Below are 14,378 nucleotides of genomic sequence, written 5' to 3' on the forward strand. Positions count from 1 at the left end.
CAGCGTGCCTTCCCATATCGGTCAGGCCGGGGTCATCAGGGCCGGCAGCAGCGCGCCGGACACATGCTGCACCACATTGACGCCCTTGGCATGCACGATCGGCTGCGCATACTGCATCAGCGGCAGCACATAGGCCTGCTCGGCGATGTATTTGTCGACCGCCTTCCAGCCGGCGATGCGCTTGGCCTCGTCCTTTTCGCCCCACAGCGGATTGATCATGTCGATCAAATCCTGGCTGTCCCACACCGAATGCGGGCTCGGGCCGTACATGGCAAAGCCGGTCGAGGTGGTCGGATCGCCGATGGCATTGCCCCAATTGTAGAAGGCCGCCGGCGCCAGCTTGTCGGCGGCGCGAAGTTCGTAGTGCTTGGCGATCTCGTAGACTTCGATCGTCGCCTCGATGCCAACCTTGCGCCACATGCCGACGATCGCCTGGACCATCTCATAGTCCTTGGGTTTGAAGCCCTTGGTCGTCTGGATGGTGAACTTGACCGGCTTTTCCGGCGAATAGCCGGAAGCGGCCAGCAATTCCTTGGCCTTTTCCGGATTGTGCTCGACCTTGATCGACGCGTCGTAGGATGCGTATTCCGGCGTTTCCAGCGTATCGATCGGCTGGCCGTAGCCGCGCAGCAGCCGATCGACCAGCAGCTTCTTGTCGACGGCCATCACGGCGGCCTGGCGGACGTTCTTGTCCAGCATCGCCTCGATGTCGTTGAAGAAGATCATGCCGATGTCGGAAACGTTCTTGCACGAGCCGGCCAGCCCGTCCTTGGCGATCAGCCGGTCATACTCCTCATAGGGGATTTCGAGCGTCACCTGCGAGGAGCCGGATTCGATCTCGGCGACGCGGCTTGCCGCGTCGGCGACGAACTTGATCGTCACATTCTCGAAGGCCGGCTTGCCGCCCCAATAGTTCGGATTGGCTTTCAGCCGCAGGAACGCGTTGCGCTCGAATTTTTCGACCATGTAGGGGCCGGTGCCGATCGGCGCCTTTTCGAAGCCTTCGGCGCCGACCTTTTCGTAGTAGGCCTTCGGCATGATGTAGCCGGTCAGGAACGACATCCATTTGAAATACACCGGGTCGAACTGCACCACGTCGCCGGTGATCTTGTTGCCGTCGATCTTGAAGTTGTTGACATTCTTCCAGACGAACTGGATCGGGTTGCCGGTCTTTTCGTCACCTGCCCGCTGCAGCGACCAGACCACATCCTCTGGCGTGAACGGCGAGCCGTCATGCCAGGTCACGCCTTCGCGCACCGTCATCGTGATCTTGGTGCGGTCGTCGTTCCAGCCCCACTCGGTGAGCAGGCCCGGCGCGAAGGACAAATCGGGCTTCTGCGGGATGAACTGGTCGAACACCGACTGGTAAAGCCCCTGGATGGTCGGGTTGACGGCCGAGGGGCCGGTGGTTGGATCCCAGGATGGCAGGTTGACGTTGTAGGCGATGGTCAGTTCGCCGGCAGCCGCCTTGGCGATCTGCGGCAGGCCGACGGCGGCCACCCCGAGTGCCGCGGCGCTGTATCCCAGCAATTCACGTCTGTTGATTGTCATGGTCGTTCCCCTTGTTGGTTTTGTTTCTGCGCGCGGCGTCTTAGGTCATTGGTTCAGGCTTCTTGGGCAGCAGCGCCTTGCCCCTCGTCGCCTCAAGGAAATCTCCGGCTCCTACCTCCCGCCAAGCTGTTGTGCGAGCATGAAGCCCGACGCCGCACCTGTGCCGGCGCCCGGCCATGTCGCGGCTCCGGTGAGGTGCAGATGCGCCACCGGCGTGTTCCAGCCGGCATAGCCGCGCGCAGGGCGGAACAAGAAATTCTGCGCCAGATGATGGCTGCCGCAGACCTGGTCGCCACCGACGAGGTTCGGGTTCTCGCGCTCGAGATCGATGGGCGAGAAGACGGCGCGGCCGAGGATCTTGTTGCGCAGGCCGGGCGCATAGGTCTCGATGATGTCGAGGACACGCTCGGCGTAGGCGTCCTTCACCTCGTCCCAATGCGCGGGTGCGATCTTGCCGGCGGCATCGCCTGTGATTTCGGCGGGCAGCATGCGCACCTGCACCCACAGCACATGCTTTCCCTGAGGCGCTCGCGAGGGGTCGATCGCCGTCGGCTGGCCGACCACCAGCGTCGGCTCGTCCGGCAGCATGCCCGCCATCGCCTGCTGATAGGTGCGCGACATAGCGTCGAGCGACGGCGACAGATGCACATAGGCGAACTGCCGCAACTCGGCTCCGGCGCGCCATTCGGGCAAATCGTCGAGCGCCAGATGGATCATCATCGTGCCCGGCGCGTGGCGGAACTTTTGCATCGCCGTGTCGAAGCCGGCGTTACCCGAACCATTGGGCAGCAGCTTGCCGGTCAGCGCCTTGGGCGCGACGCCGGCAATGACCGCTTTGGCGGCGGTAAGCGTCTCGCCCGAAGCGAGCCGGACGCCGGTCGCCTTGCCGGCGGAAACGGTGATCTCGGCCACTTCGGCGCCGGTGACAATCTTGCCGCCGGCGGAGGTCACCATGCCCGACAGGGCGCGGATGATGGTGTCGGCGCCGCCTTTGCCCAGCACCATGCCAAAGCTCTGGTTGGCCATTGATTCCAGATAGGGGAACACCGCACCCCCGGCGATGTCGGGCGCGAAGTCGAGATGCATGCCCCAGGTGGCGAGCGTTGCCCTGATATGCAGCGACTGGAAATTTTCCTCCAGCCAGGCGCGGGGCGAGGACAACAGCAGCCGGCCTGTATCGAGCGCCCCAGACATGCCCTTCTTGCGCCACAGGTTCCACGCGATGCCGGCAAGCGCGCGGGCGCTCATCGGCGAGCCCAGCAGCCGGAACAGATGTTCGGCCTCCGCCGGGAAGGCGGCGACCAGCCTGCGCCATGTCGTGGCGTCAGTGGCGGAGAAGGCGGCCATGCGCGCAGTGGTCTTTTCCATATCGTTGCTGACGCCGAACCAGCGTCCGTCCGGGAACGCGCTGGCAAAACAGTCGGCAACGGGCGCGAACTCCAGCCCCTGCGCTTTCAATTCATTTGCATATTTCCGGTGGAAGGCCGAGCCGGCGAACAGGCTCAGATTCATCGCGCCGAAATCGTGGCGGAAGCCGGGAAGGGTGAATTCGCGCGTCTGGACGGCGCCGCCGATCGCTGCGTTACGCTCGAAAATCCCGGTTTTCCAGCCTTTGAGCGCCAAATGCGCGGCGCATGCCAGACTGTTGTGGCCCGCCCCGACAAAGATGGCGTCGAACTCGCTCACGCTTCGTCCCCATTTCCTTTATGCTTAAAGATAATTGCAGATGCATATGTTTTCGTCTAGTAGGATATTAAGGGCCGAGACGAGCCTTGATCATCACACGAAAGAGGGAACTTCAGACCATGGACACGCAAAAACTCCTCGGCGAGGTCGCCGGCCAGCTTCTTTCAGGCGCCATCAAGGTGGTCGACCTGTCGGCGCCGCTCGGGCCGGACACGCCGTTGATCAAGCTGCCGCCGGAACTCGCCGTCGACACGCCGAAGGTCGAGATCCACAACATCTCCCGTTACGACAAGAACGGTCCGTGGTGGGCCTGGAACTGGCTGAAGCTCGGCGAGCATTCGGGCACACATTTCGATGCGCCGCAGCACTGGATCTCCGGCAAGGATTATCCGGACGGCGCCACCGACACCATTCCGGCGCAGAACTTCGTCGGCCCGGTCAATGTCATCGACTGTTCGAAGGAAGCCGCCGGCGACCCTGATTTCCTGCTCACCGTCGACCACATCAAGGCCTGGGAAGCCAAGCATGGCGCGATCAATGCCGGCGAATGGGTGGTGATGCGCACCGACTGGTACAAGCGCAACGGCTCGGAAGCCGAGTTCCTCAACGCCAACGAGACCGGCCCGCACACGCCCGGCCCGACGGCCGAAGCCATCCAGTTCCTGATCAGCAAGGACAACAAGGGCTGGGGCTCGGAGACGATCGGCACCGATGCCGGCAAAGCCGGTGGCATGGAGCCGCCATTCCCGGCGCACACGCTGATGCACAAAGCCAACCGCTATGGCCTCGCCAGCCTTTGCAACCTCGACCAGCTGCCGCCAAAGGGCGCCATCCTGATCGCGGCGCCGCTCAAGATCGAGCACGGCACCGGCAGCCCGATCCGCGCGCTGGCGCTGGTGTCGAAGGGCTAAGCGAAAGCGTTTGCCGTGACCCAGCCGGATCACATCATCGTCGGCAGCGGCATCAACGCGCTGGTCTGCGCGGCGATGCTCGGCGGCAAAGGGGCGCGTGTGCTCATCCTGGAGCGCAACGACCGCATTGGCGGTTGCATGCGCACCGAGGAGATCACCGCGCCCGGCTTCATCCATGATGTGATGGCGACGACCTTCGTGCTGTTCATCACCTCGCCGGCCTTTGCGGCGCTGGGCGCCGACCTTGCACGGCACGGGCTGGAGTTCTGCCACACGGGCACGCCGACCGGCGTGCTGCGGCCGGACGGCAGCCACGCCGTGCTGCGCACCGACCGCGCTGCCAACGTCGCGGCCCTCAATGCGATCGCGGCAGGCGACGGTGACCGGCACGCGGATGATGTCGGCGGCATCGAGCGCAATGCCGGCCTGCTGTTCGGCTTGCTCGGCGGCAGCCTGTGGTCCTATCCGACCGCCAAGCTGCTGGCCGGCGATGGCTGGCGGCGCGGCCCGCGCGGTCTTGCCGCCTTTCTCGGCGAGGCACTGGTGCCGGCGCGCGGCTGGCTGGAAAACACCTACCGGTCCGAAACCATCCGCGCGCTGTGGGCGCCCTGGGTGCTGCATGCCGGGCTCGGCCCCGAAGACGCCTTTTCCGGCCAGATCGCCAGGGTTATCGCCTTCGCGCTTGAGGCGGCGGGCGCGCCGATCGTCAAGGGCGGGGCAAAAAACCTGCTGGCGGCCTTCGAGGCTTTGATCCGGGAACGCGGCGGCGACATCCGCACCGGCGCCGATGTCGCTTCGATCGTTCAAAGCAATGGCCGCGCGACCGGCGTGCGACTGGCCTCGGGCGAGACAATCACGGCCAACAAGGGCGTCATCTGCTCGGTTACACCGACGCAGCTCTATGGCAGGCTGCTTGGCGCGGATGCACCCAAAGCCGATGTCGAGGCGACGCAAAAGTACCGTTATGGCAAAGGCAATTTCCAGATCCACTACGCCTTGGACAAACCGCCCGCATGGCGGGGCGAAGGCCTGGACAAGGTGGCGCTGCTGCATCTGACGCCGGGACTGGATGGCGTCTCGAAAGCCTGCAACGAGGCGGCGCGCGGCATGCTGCCGGAGGTGCCGACCATCTGTGCCGGCCAGCCGCATGCGCTCGATCCGTCGCGCTGCCCCGAAGGCAAGGCGATCCTGTGGCTGCAACTGCCCGAGGCGCCTCGCCACATCAAGGGTGACGCAGCCGGCAAGCTGCAGGCACCGGCAGACGGGCAGTGGACCGTTGCGCTACGCGAAGCCTATGCCGATCGCGCCGAGGCCATCCTCGCCGGCCATATCGACGGCTTCAGAGATAGCGTCATTGCGCGTCGCGCCTATTCGCCCGCTGACCTCGAAGCGATGAACATCAATCTGGTCGGCGGCGACCCCTATGGCGGTTCCTCGACCATCGACCAGTCGTTCCTGTGGCGGCCGTTCAAGAGCAGCCGCAACCATCAGACCGGCATCAAGGGCCTCTACCATATCGGCGCCTCGACCCATCCGGGTGCCGGCCTTGGCAGCGGCTCCGGCTTTCTCCTTGCGGGGAGGCTGTGATGGAAGAGAAGGTCACTGAGAAGCGCCAGCGCATTTCGACCCTGGGGCAGATCGGCCTGCAGCAATTCGCGCCCTATCTGATGAACCGCATCATGGGCCGCTATAACGCCACCTTGCGCGACGATTTCCGCAAGCAGGGCCTGACCATTCCGCAGGTGCGCACGCTGGCCGTGCTGTCGGTCACCGACGGCATCACCGTCAACGACCTCTCGGTCTATACGGTCATCGAGCAGTCGACCTTGAGCCGGACGCTCGACTCGCTGGAGGGCCAGGGCCTGGTACGACGCGAACAGGGCGTCACCGACAGCCGCATCCGCCACGTGTTCCTGACCGACGACGGCCGCGCCGAGTTCGCGCGCGCCTGGCCGGCCATGCATGACGCGTTCGAGGCGATGTTCGACGACATCGACGACGCCGAATATTCCGCACTTATCGCCACGCTTTTGAAGATGCTGAAGAACATTCGCAAGCACGACATCTAGACCTACGCGTCGCCAGCCTCGGGCGGTACCGGAAGGAGAAAAAAATGGCCGAACGCTCTTTTGCCAAGGAAGTCGAAAAGCTTCGGCTGGGTGCCGGCGAGGAATTTGCCGGCGAAGGCATCCTCGCCATCACTAAAGCGCTGCTGCAATGCGGCGTCGGCTATGTCGGCGGCTACCAGGGCGCGCCGATCAGCCATCTGATGGACGTGCTGGCCGACGCACAGGACATTCTGGGCGAGCTCGGCGTGCATTTCGAGGCCAGCGCCTCCGAAGCCACCGCCACCGCCATGCTGGCCGCCTCGGTGCATTACCCGATCCGTGGTGCGGCGACCTTCAAGTCGACGGTCGGCACCAATGTCGCCTCCGACGCGCTGGCCAACCTCGCCTCCGGCGGCGTCACCGGCGGCGCGCTGATCATCGTCGGCGAGGACTATGGCGAAGGCTCCTCGATCATGCAGGAGCGCAGCCATGCCTTCGCCATGAAAAGTCAAGTCTGGCTGCTCGACCCGCGCCCCAACCTGCCGTCGATCGTCAAGTCGGTGGAGGACGGTTTCGAACTGTCGGAGATTTCCAACACGCCGGTCATGCTGCAGGTGCGTATCCGCTGCTGCCACGTGCATGGCCATTTCATCGCCAAGGACAACAAGCGGCCGCCGATGACGGTCGCCGATGCGCTCGACGCGCCCCGCCGCGACACCGGCCGCATCGTGCTGCCGCCCGCGTCCTTCCTGCATGAGAAGGAGAAGGTGCAGAAGCGCTGGCCGGCGGCGGTCGATTTCATCCGCAAGAACAAGATCAACGAATTCTTCGGCTCGGATCATGGCTCGGTCGGCATCGTCATGCAGGGCGGCATGTACAATTCGGTCATCCGCGCGCTGCAGCGGCTCGGCCTCGCCGATATTTATGGCGACACCGATGTGCCGCTTTATGTACTCAACGCCGTATATCCGCTGATCGATGACGAGTTCCTGTCGTTCTGCGAGGGCAAGCAGTCGGTGCTGGTCGTCGAGGAGGGCCAGCCCAACTATATCGAGCAGGCCTTCGCTTCGATGCTGCACAAGGCCGGTCGCGGCACCAGGCTGGTCGGCAAGGAACATCTGCCGATGGCCGGCGAATACACCGGCCAGGTCATGCTCGACGGCATCGGCGCCTTCCTGCGCGCCGAGGCGCCGCATCTGCTGCCCGGCGAAGTGCGGGCGCCCAACAAGGTCGGCGATGGCGTCGACGCAGCCGACCTGATCAACGTCGTTCCAGGACGACCGCCCGGTTTCTGCATCGGCTGCCCGGAACGGCCGATCTTTGCCGCGACAAAACTGGTCGAGCAGGAACTCGGCAAACATCACATCGCCTCCGACATCGGTTGCCACCTCTTCTCGATCATGCCGCCCTTCGAACTCGGCGCCACCACCATGGGCTACGGGCTGGGGCCCGCCTCGGCCTCGGCGTTCAATTCGCCGGATGCCAAGCGCCGCTCGATCTCCTTCGTCGGCGATGGCGGCTTCTGGCACAACGGCCTGACCTCCTCGATCGGCAATGCGGTGTTCAACAAGAACGACGGCGTCATCGTCATCGTCGACAATTTCTATTCGGCTGCGACCGGCGGGCAGGACATCCTGTCATCGCGCGCGGGCAACAAGACCAAGTCGACGAAGCACCCGATCACCGAGGCGGTGAAAGGCATGGGCGTCAAATGGTTGCGCCATGTCGACCGTACCTATGATGTGACCAGGATGCAGGACACGCTGCGTGAGGCGCTGACGACGGAAGAGAAAGGGCCGAAGGTCATTGTCGCCTCGTCCGAATGCATGCTCAACCGGCAGCGCCGCGAAAAGCCGCTGGTCGACAAGGCGATCAAGGGCGGGACCCGTGTCGTGAAACCGAAGTTCGGTGTCGACGAGGATATCTGCACCGGCGACCATGCCTGCATGCGTCTGTCCGGCTGCCCGTCGCTGTCGGTGAAGTCGCTCGACGACCCGTTGCGCGACGATCCGGTGGCGCATATCGACCAGAGCTGCGTCGGCTGCGGCAATTGCGGCGAGGTCGCCGATGCGGCGGTGCTGTGCCCGTCCTTCTATCGCGCCGACGTCGTGCACAATCCGAGCCGCTGGGATCGCTTCCTGGAAGCCGCGCGCCGTGCCACCATCAGCCTGTTGCAGCGCCGCCGCGAAAGCCGGCGCCTGACCTTCGCCGATGCTTGACGCCGTCCCCCCACTTCGCGCCCGCGCCGGCGCTCAGGATAGCGAGCGTGTCATCAAGCTCGCCGTGCTGGCGGTCGGCGGCCAGGGCGGTGGCGTGCTCGCCGACTGGATCACCGATGTCGCCGAGCGCAACGGCTTTGTTGCGCAATCGACCTCGGTCGCCGGCGTCGCCCAGCGTACTGGCGCCACCATTTACTATGTGGAGATGGCCCGCGACACCGGCCGGCTGCCGGTCTTCGCGCTGTCGCCGTCGCAGGGCGACGTCGACATCCTGATCGCCGCCGAATTGATGGAAGCCGGCCGTGCCATCATTCGCGGCTTCGTCACGCCCGAGCGGACGACGCTGATCGCCTCCTCGCACCGCATCGCCGCCGTGTCGGAAAAGATCGAGCCGGGCGATGGCCGGGCCTCGTCCTCCAAGGTTCATGCGACGGCGGAAGCAGCATCGAAGCGCTTCATCGCTTTCGACATGGAAAAGATCGCCGCCGACAATGGTTCGATGATCTCGGCCAGCCTGCTTGGCGCGCTGGCGGGGTCCGATGCGCTGCCCTTCACCCGCGAGAGCTACGAACAGGCGATCGGTGCCGGCGGCCGGGGCGTCAAGGCCAGCCTCGCTGCCTTCGGCGCTGCGTTTGACCGCGCGCGCGGCACGGCAGCACCGGCGCCGAAGCCGGCCGAGCCCGCGATAGTCGAATCTGCCCTGGGCACAGGACAGGTGAGTGGCCCGCAAAACCTGCTGCAGGGCTGGCAGACCTTGGCTGCCCGCATCGACCTGTTGCCGGTGGCCGTACGCGACATGGCACTTCGGGGCTTGAGAAAGGTCGTCGACTATCAGGACATCGCTTACGGGCGCGAGTATCTCGACTGGCTGGACGAGGCCGTCGCGTTGGACGGGCCGGATCGCGGCTATGGCCTGTCGATCGCTGCCGCCAAGCATCTGGCCAACGCGCTATGCTACGACGACATGATCCGCGTCGCCGATCTCAAGACGCGCTCGACGCGCGACAAACGCGTGCGCCGTGAGGTCGGCGTCAAGGACGGCTCGATCCTGCAGGTGACCGAGTATTTCCATCCGCGCATCGAGGAATTCTGCGGCACGTTGCCGGCGGGTCTGGGCAGCTACATCGAAAGCCTGCCGAAGCTCGCCGCCTTTCTCGATCGTCGCATCAACCACGGCCGCCGCATCCGCACCGACAGTTTCGCCGGCTTTGCAGCGCTCTGGTTCATCGGCGGCCTGCGCCGGTGGCGCCGCAGCCTGCTGCGTCACAAGGTCGAGATCGCGCATCTCGATCGCTGGTACACGCTGGCGCTCGACCATGTGCCCCAGGATTATGCGCTGGCTGTCGAAATCCTCAACTGCCGCCGGTTGATCAAGGGCTACAGCGACACCCATGTTCGTGCCCAATCGAAATTCGACCGGGTGCTGTCGGCGCTCGATCTGGTCAAGGGCCGAGCGGACGCCGCCGACTGGATCCGCCGCCTGCGCGAGATGGCACTGAAGGACGAGAAGGGCGACATGCTCGACGGCGCGCTGAAGACCGTGGCGACGCTGGGGCCGGATACGATCTAGCGGGCGTCCACAGATTGGACCGGCACCAGCCCACGCAACGGCACCGCCTCCGGGAACAGATGCAACAGGCCTGAATCGACGCGCCGTCGCAAATGCGCATCCACTTCGGCCCGATCCTGACAACCATGGAACCTGCCGCCGCAATGGTCCCGCAGGCGCACGAGATCGGCCATGACAGGCGACATCGGCAGGCCGGCGGCGTCGAGCAGGCTTGCGCTGAGGAAGCCGACGTCGAGCGGCGCCAGGTCAGGCATCGGATGGCGCAAAGGATGGTTGAAGGTGGTGAGCGTGTAGAAGGTGCGGTAGGCAAGCGAGCCAGGGGTCGCCAAGGCGTCGTCCCCGGCGATCGCGTCGACGAACGGCTTGGTCGCCGACGACTGGTGATCGCCGAACTCGAGCACCACGGCGCCGCGTTCACCGGCATCCGCTTCCCTCTTGTCGAGGAAATGCTGGAAATCGCCGCGCGCTACCGCCATCCGGCGCAGATACTCATTGGCCTGGAAATCGCCCGAGAAAGGCTCGCCCTCGACCTTCAGCTCGGGCTCCATCCGCCCCTCATAGGGTGAATGCGGAAACATGGTCTGGATTTCGAGGAACAGCGGCCGGCCGTCTTCCTTGCGGTGCCGGGCGATGAACGCCTCGGCTGCGCGATAGTAGAAGTTGTCGCGCAGATGATAGAAGGGCGCGGCAATGTCCTTGATGTCGAGCACGGTCTCGAAACCGATCGATTGCAGGAACGGCCCTTCATTGACGAATGAAAAGTCCATCGGCGTCATCACGACAGTTCGATAGCCGCAGCGCGCCAGCACCTCTGGCAAGGCTCCGGCGACCTTGTCCTGCAGGGTGATGGTCAGATAGGGGCTTCGCCAGCCGAAATCGGTGGCCGACAGGCCGGTCATCAGCGACAGATTGGTGATCCAGGTGCCGCCGCCAAATGTCTCGACCTGCATCGGATGCGGCGTGCCGGCTTTGGGTGCGAATCTCTGCAGGAATCCCGCGCCATTGCCGACCTGCGGAAAATAGCCGGGATCGGATTGGCTTTCGCTGAGCACGAAAAAGACGTCGGGAAGATCAGCCCGGTCGCCGCAATCGACCGTGTCGGCAAAAGGCGGCTGTGGCGCGACGGCTTGCAGCCGCTTTTCGAAGCCCGATTCAACAACGAGGTTGTGCAAATCCAGCAGCGAAACGAAGAAGGCCGACATGTGCCGGCCCTGCATGTAGTAGAAATAACGGTCCTTCGAGGCCTCGGCCGGAAAGGTCAGCGGCACCAGAACGACGAGCGCCGCCATGACCAGGACGCGTGCCGATACCGGCCAGCCGATTTTTCGATCGATCCGGAACAGAAGCACCGCCGCCGTAATGCCGAGCACCAGGGCAACAACGACCGGCGCGATCAGATGGAGGTAGGAGCCGAGCAGGAAGCGGTACACTTCCGGATCCTTCGACACGAAGACCGTGTCGTAGAAGTGCAGCGAAAACCCCTTCATCCTGAATTTGATCGCTGACACCACTGTGATGAAAGCGATGCCCATCCAGGCGAGATAGACGGAAAAGACAAGGCGCCCCGAAGCCAGGAAGAGAAGTCCGGCAAGGGCAGCCACCAGCGCCAGCGAGAACGGCACCGACAGCCATTCGTGCTCGGCCCGTCCGGCGGCGAAGACACCGGCTAGGCTGACCACGACCAGCGTCAGCGGATGACAGAGCACCCGCCCAAGGATTTGAAGCTGAGCCACAGATTTTCCCATGAATATGCCTGAGCATAGTTTCGGGAAACTCTTCGATTATTCGTGGGCTGAGAACAAATGTATAGTGAATTTAACCTTAATTCCGGGGATCGCGCTGTCCGCAACGGCGGGACCAGGTTTCACAAGCGCCTGGCCCTACCGTGCTTCGATCAGTAGTGGTGCCAGCGATGCCAGCGATGGTGCGGATGCCAGACGTGGACCGGAGCGTGCCAGTAGTGGTAGCGCGGGCGCACGATGACGACGCCGCTCGGCACGCAACGTCCCCATCTGTTCGGATGCCAGCCGATGCCGCAGCCCCAGCGGACATGCTCGACCGATGCCTGGGCGGCCGGCTGGGCAACGGACACGATGGGCATTGCGCTGGACGCGGTGGCTGTCACGACCGTTCCGCTGAGGGCCAGCATAGCGGCTGCTGCGTAGTTTTTCAGGCGACTCATAATTGGACTCCGAGTGCTTTCGAGTTTGAAGATGGCCGCCCTGCATGGTGCGATCGGGCAGGCTCGTCCCTTCGCATCGTTAAACGGCGTCTCCGGCCTTTTCCGTCGGTCGTCATGGCGATTTTTTCGGCGCAACGGCGGCGCGGCGTTCCATATGGCGCAGCAATGCCTGTGCCAGCACGCTCCGGTTTTCGTGTGACGTGTTCGCCGCGAAGTCGACAATGGCCTGTTCAAGCCGGCTGCGCACCGTCACATCGGCATTGCGTGCCCGCTCCAGCGCGGCGGACAAGGCGGCCTTGTCCATGACAGGCTGCTGCAACAGGTCCGCTGCCTCCTGCCTCGCCTGCTGGCCATCTAGAATGATCTGCCGGGACTCCACGCGAACCTGGCGCAGCGCCAGGCGGAACGCCTTGCGGTCCTGGTTGGGAAGCTGTCGGCCAGCCGATTCCAGCGAGACACCCGCGCCCGCTTTGGCATTTCTCAGCCAGACCGCACCGCCGGCAAATGCGCCTGCAAGAAAGACGTTCAGCACCACGGAAGCAATGACCAGACCACGGATCCAGCGCGGGCTCATAGGTTTTCCTCACCGTTCTCGGCATCCGGGCCGGCATCGCCAAACGCCGTCACATTGGCATCCAGCACATAATGGTCCGGCTGGACCTCCGGCGTGACGATGGTCACCAGGGCCAGTCCTGCCACGGCACCGGCCAGACCAATGCCGGCAAGTCCAAGTCCCAGCCACCAGAACCACTGACGCCGGCGCTGGCCGAGGTGCCGGCCGGCAGCCTGCAGAATGCTGCTATGCAGTACCTTGTCCGGGGCGTCGACGCGGTAGCTGTCGAGCAGCGCGTCAAGTGTCCCGGCCTGCCTCAAGATGGCCTTGCCCGCGCCGCTCGCGGCAAAGGCCGTGCCGGCCATTCGCTCAGCCTCGGGCCATCGCCGCAAGTCGCCGCCATAGGCCTGGGCCAAGGCGGCAAAGCGCCTGGCATCCATTTCGTTTCTGGACCCTTCAGCCATGTGTCTCCTCCTTGCCCGTAGGCGCCGAGCGCCAGGCGGCACCAGCAAGGCGCAATGGCCGTAGTGCGTTGGTGCTTGCCCGGTGCTTACTCATCGGCGCCATCCCCCGTCAGGATCGCCTGCAGCGACCGCCGGCCGCGCGCAAGCAGGCTCTCCAGGGCATCGACGCTGATCTGCAAGGTCGCTGCCGCCTCGATATTGGACATCTCCTGATAATAGACCAGAACGATCGCTTCGCGCTGACGCGGCGCTATGGCTTGCAGTGCCCGTTCGACCCGAAGCGCGTCCTCTTGGCGAGGGGCGTCGGGAAGTGCCGCAGGGTCGACCACGTCCGGCAGGTCGCCGGTCACCCACTCGCGCCTGCGACGCAGCCGGTCGTAGCAAAGGTTGAGCGTCACCCGGTGGATCCAGCTGTCGAAGCGCGCATTGCCGCGCCGCCAGCTCGCGGCATGGCGCCAGATCCGCACGAAGGTTTCCTGCGCGACATCCTCGGCCTCCGCCGCATCGCCGAGCATGCGCACGGCAAGCGCCAGTATACGTGGCAGCTTGCGCGCGACGAGCGTTTGCACGGCTGCGGGCTCGCCGGCGCCAACACGGCGAACCAGCTCCTCGTCCGGATCCGCAGCCATCAGTCTGCGCACTCCCGATGTTCATCGCGCGTCATTGCCTCTTGGTCATTGTTCCTGCTTGGGAGCGGTTTTGTGGCCCGGCAGTTCGTCGGCCGTTAAAATGCCGTCGGCATTCTTGTCCAGCCGGGCGAAGCGCCTGGCGAAGAATGCATCGAGTTCGGCGCGATCGATGAAGCCGTCATGGTTGGAATCGATCCGCGCGAAGGATTTGGCGGCGTCGCCTTTGGCGTTGCGCTTCGTCTGAAAGGCCTCCCATTCCAGCAGGCTGATCTTGCCGTCGCCATCCGTGTCGGCCGCCATAATCGCCTTTTCGCGCCGCTTCTGGAATTTGGCCAGCGTGATATCGGACGTGGTCCCCGAAGCGCCTGGCGCGGCAAGTGGCGCGGCCGTTGGCGGTGCAGGCGGCGTCGTTGCCTGGGCGAAAGCCGCAACGGTCTGCAAACTCAAGGCAACGACGGATATCGAACGACTGATCATGTTGTGCGTCTCCAGGTTGGCGCGTGGCAGACGGACTGTGCCGCCATCGCGCTTCAACCGTTAAACGCCGCGCCCCGGAAAATCCGTC

The 14,378-nt window shown here is 64.4% G+C and carries 13 protein-coding genes; 5 read left to right on the forward strand and 8 right to left on the reverse strand.

The annotated features are described in order from the left end of the window. Positions 1 to 21 precede the first annotated feature (21 nt). Positions 22 to 1,551: an ABC transporter substrate-binding protein gene (locus tag NKH06_RS18960; protein WP_023811467.1), complete on the reverse strand. Its 1,530-nt coding sequence runs from the start codon at positions 1,549 to 1,551 to the stop codon at positions 22 to 24. A gap of 111 nt (positions 1,552 to 1,662) precedes the next feature. Next, positions 1,663 to 3,237, reverse strand: coding sequence for a phytoene desaturase family protein (locus tag NKH06_RS18965; RefSeq protein WP_352751800.1), 1,575 nt, complete (start codon positions 3,235 to 3,237; stop codon positions 1,663 to 1,665). A 119-nt stretch (positions 3,238 to 3,356) separates the two neighbouring features. On the opposite strand from NKH06_RS18965, the gene NKH06_RS18970 reads away from it, so the two are divergent. Genes NKH06_RS18970 through NKH06_RS18990 form a run of 5 tightly spaced genes read left to right on the forward strand, consistent with a single transcriptional unit; the run spans position 3,357 to position 9,985 of the window. Next, positions 3,357 to 4,148, forward strand: coding sequence for a cyclase family protein (locus NKH06_RS18970; RefSeq protein ID WP_352893676.1), 792 nt, complete (start codon positions 3,357 to 3,359; stop codon positions 4,146 to 4,148). A 15-nt stretch (positions 4,149 to 4,163) separates the two neighbouring features. Beyond that, positions 4,164 to 5,735, forward strand: a complete 1,572-nt coding sequence (locus tag NKH06_RS18975) for a phytoene desaturase family protein (RefSeq protein ID WP_352893677.1) — start codon at positions 4,164 to 4,166, stop codon at positions 5,733 to 5,735. Further along, positions 5,735 to 6,217: a MarR family winged helix-turn-helix transcriptional regulator gene (locus tag NKH06_RS18980; RefSeq protein ID WP_023811464.1), complete on the forward strand. Its 483-nt coding sequence runs from the start codon at positions 5,735 to 5,737 to the stop codon at positions 6,215 to 6,217. Before NKH06_RS18975 ends, NKH06_RS18980 begins: the two co-directional genes overlap by 1 nt. 44 nt (positions 6,218 to 6,261) lie before the next feature. Beyond that, complete coding sequence (locus NKH06_RS18985; protein ID WP_352893679.1) at positions 6,262 to 8,415, forward strand: thiamine pyrophosphate-dependent enzyme; 2,154 nt, start codon at positions 6,262 to 6,264, stop codon at positions 8,413 to 8,415. Continuing rightward, positions 8,408 to 9,985: an indolepyruvate oxidoreductase subunit beta family protein gene (locus NKH06_RS18990; RefSeq protein ID WP_023811462.1), complete on the forward strand. Its 1,578-nt coding sequence runs from the start codon at positions 8,408 to 8,410 to the stop codon at positions 9,983 to 9,985. Before NKH06_RS18985 ends, NKH06_RS18990 begins: the two co-directional genes overlap by 8 nt. Here the strand turns inward: NKH06_RS18990 and NKH06_RS18995 are convergent. The 6 genes from NKH06_RS18995 to NKH06_RS19020 all read right to left on the reverse strand — a co-directional run bounded on the left by NKH06_RS18995 (position 9,982) and on the right by NKH06_RS19020 (position 14,290). Next, positions 9,982 to 11,718, reverse strand: coding sequence for a sulfatase-like hydrolase/transferase (locus NKH06_RS18995; protein ID WP_245273220.1), 1,737 nt, complete (start codon positions 11,716 to 11,718; stop codon positions 9,982 to 9,984). The two genes, NKH06_RS18990 and NKH06_RS18995, sit on opposite strands and share 4 nt — an antisense overlap. Positions 11,719 to 11,879: 161 nt before the next feature. Next, the gene (locus tag NKH06_RS19000; RefSeq protein ID WP_023811460.1) at positions 11,880 to 12,167 is read right to left on the reverse strand and encodes a GCG_CRPN prefix-to-repeats domain-containing protein; all 288 of its coding nucleotides are present in this window, start codon (positions 12,165 to 12,167) and stop codon (positions 11,880 to 11,882) included. Between the two features lie 112 nt (positions 12,168 to 12,279). Next, a complete protein-coding gene (locus NKH06_RS19005; protein ID WP_245273219.1) occupies positions 12,280 to 12,702 on the reverse strand; it encodes a periplasmic heavy metal sensor in 423 nt (140 codons plus the stop codon). 35 nt (positions 12,703 to 12,737) lie between these two features. Then, the gene (locus tag NKH06_RS19010) at positions 12,738 to 13,184 is read right to left on the reverse strand and encodes a hypothetical protein (protein WP_023811458.1); all 447 of its coding nucleotides are present in this window, start codon (positions 13,182 to 13,184) and stop codon (positions 12,738 to 12,740) included. 86 nt (positions 13,185 to 13,270) lie between these two features. Beyond that, positions 13,271 to 13,813 carry an RNA polymerase sigma factor gene (locus NKH06_RS19015; protein ID WP_023811457.1) on the reverse strand — a complete coding sequence of 181 codons (543 nt, stop codon included), beginning with the start codon at positions 13,811 to 13,813 and terminating at the stop codon, positions 13,271 to 13,273. A 45-nt stretch (positions 13,814 to 13,858) separates the two neighbouring features. Then, positions 13,859 to 14,290: an EF-hand domain-containing protein gene (locus NKH06_RS19020; RefSeq protein WP_352893681.1), complete on the reverse strand. Its 432-nt coding sequence runs from the start codon at positions 14,288 to 14,290 to the stop codon at positions 13,859 to 13,861. Positions 14,291 to 14,378: the final 88 nt, after the last annotated feature.

The organism is Mesorhizobium sp. M1342 (assembly GCF_040317955.1).
In the GTDB taxonomy this organism is placed as follows: Bacteria; Pseudomonadota; Alphaproteobacteria; order Rhizobiales; family Rhizobiaceae; genus Mesorhizobium.

Excerpts from the sequence above, each read along its gene's own strand:
- NKH06_RS19020 (WP_352893681.1), bottom strand. The coding sequence starts at position 14,290 with ATGATCAGTCGTTCGATATCCGTCGTTGCCTTGAGTTTGCAGACCGTT.
- NKH06_RS19010 (WP_023811458.1), bottom strand. The coding sequence starts at position 13,184 with ATGGCTGAAGGGTCCAGAAACGAAATGGATGCCAGGCGCTTTGCCGCC.
- NKH06_RS18970 (WP_352893676.1), top strand. The coding sequence starts at position 3,357 with ATGGACACGCAAAAACTCCTCGGCGAGGTCGCCGGCCAGCTTCTTTCA.
- NKH06_RS19000 (WP_023811460.1), bottom strand. The coding sequence starts at position 12,167 with ATGAGTCGCCTGAAAAACTACGCAGCAGCCGCTATGCTGGCCCTCAGC.
- NKH06_RS18960 (WP_023811467.1), bottom strand. The coding sequence starts at position 1,551 with ATGACAATCAACAGACGTGAATTGCTGGGATACAGCGCCGCGGCACTC.
- NKH06_RS19015 (WP_023811457.1), bottom strand. The coding sequence starts at position 13,813 with ATGGCTGCGGATCCGGACGAGGAGCTGGTTCGCCGTGTTGGCGCCGGC.
- NKH06_RS18990 (WP_023811462.1), top strand. The coding sequence starts at position 8,408 with ATGCTTGACGCCGTCCCCCCACTTCGCGCCCGCGCCGGCGCTCAGGAT.
- NKH06_RS18985 (WP_352893679.1), top strand. The coding sequence starts at position 6,262 with ATGGCCGAACGCTCTTTTGCCAAGGAAGTCGAAAAGCTTCGGCTGGGT.
- NKH06_RS18980 (WP_023811464.1), top strand. The coding sequence starts at position 5,735 with ATGGAAGAGAAGGTCACTGAGAAGCGCCAGCGCATTTCGACCCTGGGG.